The sequence below is a fragment of the Amycolatopsis sp. NPDC004169 genome, from assembly GCF_040610315.1.
Classification (GTDB): domain Bacteria; phylum Actinomycetota; class Actinomycetes; order Mycobacteriales; family Pseudonocardiaceae; genus Amycolatopsis.
Genome location: NZ_JBEXMD010000008.1, coordinates 300,763 through 308,338, shown reverse-complemented (window position 1 = coordinate 308,338; position 7,576 = coordinate 300,763). Strand labels below are relative to the sequence as shown.

At 69.3% G+C, this 7,576-nt stretch carries 9 protein-coding genes and 1 pseudogene; 7 read left to right on the top strand and 3 right to left on the bottom strand.

All coding sequences use genetic code 11. From position 1 onward, the window contains the following. Positions 1–91: 91 nt before the first annotated feature. Together ABZX11_RS14290 and mca are read right to left on the bottom strand one after the other, a co-directional pair. Positions 92–412, bottom strand: a complete 321-nt coding sequence (locus ABZX11_RS14290) for a hypothetical protein (RefSeq protein WP_176174932.1) — start codon at positions 410–412, stop codon at positions 92–94. Beyond that, positions 409–1,329, bottom strand: a complete 921-nt coding sequence (mca, locus tag ABZX11_RS14285) for a mycothiol conjugate amidase Mca (protein ID WP_176174931.1) — start codon at positions 1,327–1,329, stop codon at positions 409–411. Before mca ends, ABZX11_RS14290 begins: the two co-directional genes overlap by 4 nt. Before the next feature lie 131 nt (positions 1,330–1,460). On the opposite strand from mca, the gene ABZX11_RS14280 reads away from it, so the two are divergent. The 3 genes from ABZX11_RS14280 (at position 1,461) to ABZX11_RS14270 (ending at position 3,455) form a co-directional block, all read left to right on the top strand. Further along, entirely contained in the window at positions 1,461–1,904 is a 444-nt protein-coding gene (locus tag ABZX11_RS14280) for a DUF4307 domain-containing protein (RefSeq protein ID WP_176174930.1), read from the top strand. 195 nt (positions 1,905–2,099) lie between these two features. Beyond that, a complete protein-coding gene (gene greA / locus ABZX11_RS14275; protein WP_176174929.1) occupies positions 2,100–2,603 on the top strand; it encodes a transcription elongation factor GreA in 504 nt (167 codons plus the stop codon). Positions 2,604–2,651: 48 nt separating this feature from the next. Further along, complete coding sequence (locus tag ABZX11_RS14270) at positions 2,652–3,455, top strand: MBL fold metallo-hydrolase (RefSeq protein WP_176174928.1); 804 nt, start codon at positions 2,652–2,654, stop codon at positions 3,453–3,455. Between the two features lie 4 nt (positions 3,456–3,459). On the opposite strand, the gene ABZX11_RS14265 is transcribed toward ABZX11_RS14270, so the two are convergent. Then, a complete protein-coding gene (locus tag ABZX11_RS14265) occupies positions 3,460–3,933 on the bottom strand; it encodes an Lrp/AsnC family transcriptional regulator (RefSeq protein WP_160696256.1) in 474 nt (157 codons plus the stop codon). Between the two features lie 109 nt (positions 3,934–4,042). Between ABZX11_RS14265 and hppD the strand changes: the two genes are divergently transcribed. The 4 genes and pseudogenes from hppD to ABZX11_RS14245 form a co-directional block, all read left to right on the top strand. After that, the gene (gene hppD / locus ABZX11_RS14260; RefSeq protein ID WP_176174927.1) at positions 4,043–5,242 is read left to right on the top strand and encodes a 4-hydroxyphenylpyruvate dioxygenase; all 1,200 of its coding nucleotides are present in this window, start codon (positions 4,043–4,045) and stop codon (positions 5,240–5,242) included. Positions 5,243–5,362: 120 nt separating this feature from the next. Beyond that, positions 5,363–5,914 (top strand): YbaB/EbfC family nucleoid-associated protein, encoded by a 552-nt coding sequence (locus ABZX11_RS14255; protein ID WP_354913101.1) that lies wholly within the window; start codon positions 5,363–5,365, stop codon positions 5,912–5,914. Between the two features lie 11 nt (positions 5,915–5,925). Continuing rightward, a complete protein-coding gene (locus ABZX11_RS14250) occupies positions 5,926–6,234 on the top strand; it encodes a type VII secretion target (protein WP_176174925.1) in 309 nt (102 codons plus the stop codon). Continuing rightward, positions 6,234–7,576: pseudogene (locus ABZX11_RS14245) on the top strand (hypothetical protein); the annotation flags it as partial. The gene ABZX11_RS14250 and the pseudogene ABZX11_RS14245, both read left to right, overlap by 1 nt.

Below are 7,576 nucleotides of genomic sequence, written 5' to 3'. Positions count from 1 at the left end.
GCGGCAGGTTGTCAAGGCGGGAAAGCGTGCCTTGACAACCTGCCGCCGGCCGTAGTCACAATCGGGCTTCGGGGTTGCGAACCCGAGAATCTCAGTCGGTTTTGGAAGAAGAAGCCCCATTAGGCTCCTTCTTCTCCGGCTCCACAGGAGCTTCAACCGCCGAATCGTCAGAGGCCTCCTCAGCCGGAGGCTCGTCAAAACTGGCCGGAACCCGCTTCAGGTGCTTGGTCATCGAACGAACCAAAAACGCCACAGCGATGAGGAACAGGATCAGCACCAGGAAGCCGACCGGAGAGGACTTGCCGAAGTCCTCCCCCTGCCCACCGTTGTCGCCGTTGCCCGGCTGCTGCGCCAGCACCAGGGCCGACGCGGTCACCGGAAGGGCCACGCCGGCCGGCAGCGTCAGACTCATGTGTCCACCTTCTCCTCGGCGCCGGTGATGCCGGCGAACAGGTCGTCCTCCGGCAACGTGCTGTCGACCAGCGACTTCACCAGCTCGTACTCCTCGGTCGGCCAGACCTCGCGCTGCATGTCCCGCGGCACGGCGAACCAGCGGCTGGTCGGGTCGATCTGCGTGGCGTGCGCCTTCAGCGCCTCGTCCCGCGCCTCGAAGTATTCACTGCACTCGACGCGGGTGGTCACCCGCTCCATCACATCGCCCCGGTCCGGGTCCCAGTTGGCCAGCCACTCGGTGTACGGCGACTCGAGCCCGGCCTTCTTCAGTGCTTCGTCGAACAGCAGCATCCGGGCCCGCGAGAAGCCGTGCACGTAGTACAGCTTGAGCGGCTGCCACGGCTCGCCGGCGTCCGGAAAGCGCTCCGGGTCGGGTGCCGCGTCCCACGCCGCCATCGACACCTCGTGGGTGCGGATGTGGTCCGGGTGCGGGTAGCCGCCGTTCTCGTCGTACGTGGTGATCACGTGCGGGCGGAACTCGCGGATCACGCGCACCAGCGCCTCGGTGGACTCCTCCAGCGGCACGACGGAGAACGACCCCTCGGGCACCGGGGGCAGCGGGTCGCCCTCCGGGAGTCCGGAGTCGACGAAGCCCAGCCAGCGCTGGCTCACACCGAGGATCTTGGCCGCGCGGGCCATCTCCTCCCGGCGGATCTCGGCCATGTTGGCCAGCACCTCCGGCCGGTCCATGGCCGGGTTGAGGATGCTGCCGGCTTCGCCCCCGGTGCACGTGACGACCAGCACCTCGTGCCCCTCGGCGGCGTAGCGGGCCATCGTGGCCGCACCCTTGCTCGACTCGTCGTCCGGGTGCGCGTGCACGGCCATCATGCGCAGGCGCGGGTTGGCGGTTTTCCTCTGCTCGTCGGCGTCCACCATGCTCCGAACGACTCCCCTTCTGCCCTTATTCCGCGACCCACCTGCGGGTCGCCCACCCAGCGGGCGGATACTCGGGACGTACCCGCACCATTGTCCCCACGGGTACGACAAGAACGAGCAGGAGGCCCGGGTTGGCAGGCGGACCGGCGGAAACGGCAGCGCCCGCGCTGCTCGCGGACCGCTACGGCGCCGGACGCGCGAAGACGTCCCGGCGCTGGCGGCGCTGGCTCTTCCTGGCCATCGCCCTGCTGGTCAGCGGCCTGATCGCCTGGGTCGCGTACGTGAACCTCGGTTCGGCGCCGATCGACGCCGAGCGCATCGCGTTCAGCGGAAAACCGGGCAACGCGATGGAAATCACCCTCAACGTCACCCGGGACGACGACAGCAGGCCCGGCGTGTGCGTGGTCCGCGTCCGCGACAAGACCGGCGCCGAGAGCGGCCGCAAGGAGCTCCTCATCCCGGCCGGCGCGAAGTACAACCGGATCAGCACGACGATCAAGAGCATCGGGGAACCGGTTACGGCAGATGTCTTCGGCTGCTCGTACGACATACCACGGTATCTGTCAACCCCATAGCGGCCAACGGGGTGAACCGCGCGCTCAACGCCCGGAGCGCGGGGAAATAACGGGCGTCGACCTCTTGCGCCGTGATAGTCTGACCATTCAGCACGGCCCGCGACGGGCCGTGTTTTTCCTTTATCTCAGCCACGCGGGCACCTACGCCCGCGTGGGCCGGCTTGAACACGCAAGCCTGGCAGGCCCGACGAGGAGATGGTGACCGTGAGCGACACCAAGGTGACCTGGCTCACCCAGGATGCCTACGACCGGCTCAAGCACGAGCTCGACGAAATGATCGAGAATCGGCCGGTCATCGCCGCGCGCATCAACGACAGCCGCGAAGAGGGTGACCTCAAGGAAAACGGAGGTTACCACGCGGCTCGTGAGGAGCAGGGCCAGGCCGAGGCGCGCATCCGGCACCTGCAGGAGCTGCTCCGCTCGGCCAAGGTCGGCGAAGCGCCCGCGAACGACGGCACGGCCGGCCCGGGCAAGGTGCTCACCGTCCGCTACGAGGGCGACGACGAGGACGAGAAGTTCCTCCTGGCCACCCGCGAAGAGGGCGCCGAAGGCGAGCTCGACGTGTACTCCCCGGAGTCGCCGCTGGGCAAGGCCCTGCTCGGCGCCAAGGAAGGCGAGTCGCGCGAGTACGAGCTGCCCAACGGCAAGGTCCAGAAGGTGACGCTCGTCAAGGCGGTTCCGTACACCGACGACAAATAACGCGGATAGCGTGTCCTCCCAGGATCCACATTCTGGGAGGACAGCACCGTGAGCACCGAACCGATGTGCCAGGCCTGCGGCATGCAGTACGCCGCGGCCCGGGAGAACTGCCCGGTCTGCGAAGACGAACGCCAGTACGTCCCGCAGTCCGGGCAGCAGTGGACGAACCTGTCCGCGCTCCGCGAAAGCGGCACCTACACCCCGCGGATCGAAGACCAGGGTCCCGGCATCGTCGGCGTCGGCTCGAACCCCGGTTTCGCGATCGGCCAGCGCGCGCTGCTGGTGCGGGCCCGCTCGGGCAACTTCCTCTGGGACTGCGCCGCCTATCTCGACGACGCGCTGGTCCAGCGGGTCCGCGACCTCGGCGGGATCACCGGCATCGCGATCAGCCACCCGCACTACTACACGACGATGGTCGAGTGGGCGCGCGCGTTCGACGTCCCGGTCTACCTGCACGAAGCCGACCAGCAGTGGATCGGCAGGCCCGACCCGGCGGTGAAGCTGTGGTCCGGCACCACCCTGGACCTCGCCGACGACCTGCGGCTGATCAACCTGGGCGTGCACTTCGACGGCGGCACGGTGCTGCACTGGCCGGACGGCGAAAACGGCCGGGGTGCGCTGCTGTCCGGCGACATCGTGCAGGTGATCCCCGACCGGACGCACGTGGGCTTCATGTACAGCTACCCGAACCTGATCCCGGAGCGGCCGAGCGTCGTCCGCCGCGCGGCCGAGCTGCTCGCGGGCTACCGCTTCGAGGCGATCTACGGCGCCTGGTGGGACGCGGTCGTCCGCACCGACGGCTTCGAGGTCGTCCAGCGGTCGGCCAAGCGCTACCTGGCCCAGGTCGTCTGAGCCCTCAGCCCCGCGCGGTCCGCTCCAGCAGGGGGCGGACCCGCGGCGGCACCGGCGTCGACAGGGCGATCGACGTCGACGTCCGCAGCACGTCCGGGACGCCGACCACCTCGTCGATCACCCGCTGCAGGTCGTCGTTGCCCCGCGCCACCATCCGGACGAACAGGTCGCCCTGGCCGGTGGTCGCGTGGACCTCGCACACCTCGTCGATCGCCGAAAGCGCTTCCGTCACCTCCGCGCGGCGGCCCTGGGCGATCTCCAGCCACGCGAACGCGGTCAGGCCGTAGCCCATCGCCGCCAGGTCCAGCTCCGGCGGGAAGCCGCCGAGGATGCCGCGCTCGGTCAGGCGGTCGAGGCGCGCCTGGACCGTCCCGCGGGCCACCCCGAGGCGGCGGGCGCACTCCAGCACCCCGAGGCGCGGCGAATCGGTGAGCAACAGCAGCAGCCGCGCGTCCAGCGCATCGAGGTTCTCCGGCATGCGCAGATTGTCCATCATGACGGCCGGTACCGGGCATGCACCGGGCAGATTGACCAGTAAAAACAGAGACCATTGCCCAGATTGCCTCGCTGGGTTGATCCTTCGAGGTATGACCCAGACTGCCGAACCCCAGGGTGCCCTCGACGACGTCAGCTACGACCAGCTGCGTCAGCTGGTCGGGCTCGTCGACCACGACGCCTCGACCGACCCGTTCCCGGTCAAGGCCATGGACGCGGTGGTGTTCATCGCCGGCAACGCCACCCAGACCGCCTGGTACTACCAGATCGCGTTCGGGATGCAGCTCGTCGCCTACTCCGGTCCCGAGACCGGCGACTTCGAGCGCAAGTCCTACGTGCTGAAGTCCGGCTCGGCCCGGTTCGTCATCACCGGCGGCGTGAAGCCGGACTCCCCGCTGCTGGACCACCACCGCAAGCACGGCGACGGCGTCATCGACCTGGCGCTGGAGACCACCGACGTCGACAAGTGCATCGAGCACGCGCGGGCACAGGGCGCGACCATCCTCGAAGAGCCGCACGACGTCTCCGACGAGCACGGCACGGTCCGCGTCGCCGCCATCGCGACCTACGGCGAAACCCGCCACTCGCTGGTCGACCGGTCGCGCTACAACGGCGTCTACCTGCCCGGCTACGAGCCGCGCGAGAGCACGATCAAGCGGCCCGAGGGTGCGCCGAAGCGGCTGTTCCAGGCCGTCGACCACTGCGTCGGCAACGTCGAGCTCGGCAAGATGGACTACTGGGTCGACTGGTACCACCGCGTCATGGGCTTCGTGAACATGGCGGAGTTCGTCGGCGACGACATCGCGACCGAGTACTCGGCCCTGATGAGCAAGGTCGTCTCGAACGGCAACCACCGGGTGAAGTTCCCGCTGAACGAGCCGGCCGTGGCGAAGAAGAAGTCGCAGATCGACGAGTACCTCGAGTTCTACGACGGTGCCGGCTGCCAGCACATCGCGCTGGCCACCAACGACATCATCGCCACGGTGACGGCGATGCGCGCCGCCGGCGTCGAGTTCCTCGACACCCCGGACTCCTACTACGACGACCCGGAGCTGCGCGCCCGGATCGGCAACGTGCGCGTGCCGATCGAGACGCTCAAGGAGCACAGCATCCTGGTCGACCGCGACGAGGACGGCTACCTGCTGCAGATCTTCACCAAGCCGATCGGCGACCGCCCGACCGTGTTCTACGAGCTGATCGAGCGGCACGGCTCGCTGGGCTTCGGGAAGGGCAACTTCAAGGCGCTGTTCGAGGCGATCGAGCGTGAGCAGGAGCGCCGCGGCAACCTCTGACATCTCGTCTCGGCGAAGGCCACCGTAGGAGACCTGCTGGTCCCCTATGGTGGCCTTTGACGTGAATCGGGAACCGACGGCGTCCCGGCTCCGTCTGTCTGATGGAGGGAAGGGGGCGGCATGCCGGACAGCATCGACGCCAGCGACGCGATGATCGACAACTGGACCAAGCGGCTCGAGGAGAACGCCGCCCGGTACCAGGCGCTGGCCGATCGCGTGCAGGGGCAGACGGTCACCGAGCGGTCGAAGGACGGCACGGTCCAGGTGACCGTCGACTCCCGCGGGCTGCTGAAGAACCTCGTCATCGCCGAGACCGCGGCCGGGAAGCGGATGGCCGAGGTGTCGGCGCAGGTCATGCAGCTGGTGCAGCGGGCGCAGGCGCGGATCCCGGAGCTGCTGCAGCAGGCGATGACCGAGACCACCGGCACCGGCGACCAGGCCGCGGCCGAGATCGTCCGCGAGGCGCAGAGCACGTTCCCGGCGCCGCCGCCCGAGCCCGAGCCGGCGTTCCCGGAGCCCGACCGCGTCCGCCGGTTCCTGCCGGAGGACACCGAGGAGCCGCCGCGGACCCCGCCCGCGCCACCCGCGCCGCCTGCTCCGCCGCAGCCGCCGCGGCGCCGTCGTCCGGTGGACGACGATGACGACGACTTCGGCGGGCCGATCCTTTCCTGAGGGGGAAACCGATGACGGACATGGAACTCAGCACCGACCTGACGGCGCACGCGAAGCAGCTCGACGCCATCGGTGACGGGCTGCAGCAGGCCGTCGACGCGGCGAACCAGGTGAGCATGCCGACCGACGCGTACGGCATCCTCTGCCAGCCGTTCCGGATGATGCTGGATCCGGTGGAGCAGTACGGGATCGACGCGTTGAAGGACGCCGTCCAGGCGATGACCGCGGTGTCGGGCAAGGTCCGCGAGGCCGCGGCGGCCTACCGCCGGTACGAGAGCGGGGTCGCCGACGACCTGAACTCCTCCGCGGGCGGTGCGTGATGCCGGAGGGCAACCCGCTCGTCGCGGACGCGAAGAAGGACCCGGACGGGCCGGGCGCGTTCACCGCGGGCAACGGCGACTACGGCTGGGCCGGCGGCATCGGCATCGCCGAGTCCTCGATGGACGCGTTCAACGGCATCAAGGACGGCGACTGGGTTTCCGGCGGCCTCGGCGTGCTGTCGCTGGCCGGCGAGGTCGCCGGGGCGGCGATCGACCCGTTCGGGTACCTGATGTCGTCGGTGGCGTCGTTCCTGATGGAGCACATCCAGCCGTTGAAGGACATGCTGGACTCGGTGGCGGGCAACCCGCCGGTGATCCAGTCCTATGCGGACACCTGGGGCAACGTCTCGAAGGCGCTGGGCGAGCGCAAGACGGACTTCGACAACGCGGTCAAGAACGGCACGACGGGCTGGACCGGAGCGGGCGCGGACGCCTACCGGAAGTTCGCCGCCGAGCACTCGGACGCCCTGTCGGGCGCGGCGACGGTGGCCGGGGCGATCAGCACGGTCACGATGATCATGGGCCAGGTCGTGTCGTTCGTGCGCGAGACCGTGCGGCAGCTGATCGCGGACCTGGTCGGCAAGCTCATCGCGTGGGTGATGGAGGAGGTCTTCAGCCTCGGCTTCGGCACCCCGGTGGTGGTGGCCCAGGCGACGGCGGCGATCGCCAAGTGGGGCAAGAAGATCGGTGAGCTGCTCAAGAAGCTGACGGACACGATCCGGAAAGTGTCGCCGCTGCTGTCGAAGCTGGTGGACTTGTTCGAGAAGATCGCGAAGGTCTTCGGGAAGGTGCTGGGCAAGGTAAGCGGGCTCGACGGGCTGAAGGTCAAGGAGGGCGGCTTCGTCCGGAAGATCCCGAAGGAGGGCGGCGGGGTCCACACCCGGGCCCACGGCGGCGAGGGCGGTTCGGACGGTTCCCACGGCGGCGACGGGGATTCCTCGAGCGGCGACGGCTCGCACGGCGGCGATGATTCGCCGAGTTCCGACCCGATGAACACGGATCCGGGCTCCCGCCGGAGTTCGAGCCGGGAGGGCTCGGGTTCGCCGGACGGAGAGGGTTCACCACCTCACACCGGCGACGGAGAGGGTTCGCACGCGGGCGGCTCGAGCTCCTCGCCTGCGGGCGAAAGCGGCTCGCCACACACCCGCGGGGACGGAACTTCCACGCACGCCGGGGAGAACACACCGTCGCGAGCAGGCGACAGCAACCCCGCCCCCACCCGGGGCGGCGACGGCACGCCGCCGCACACCAGCCCCTCGCCGACCAGGGGCAGCGACGCCACCCCGTCGCACGCTGGCGACAATGGCCCGTCACCCACACGGGGCGGCGATGGCACGCCGTC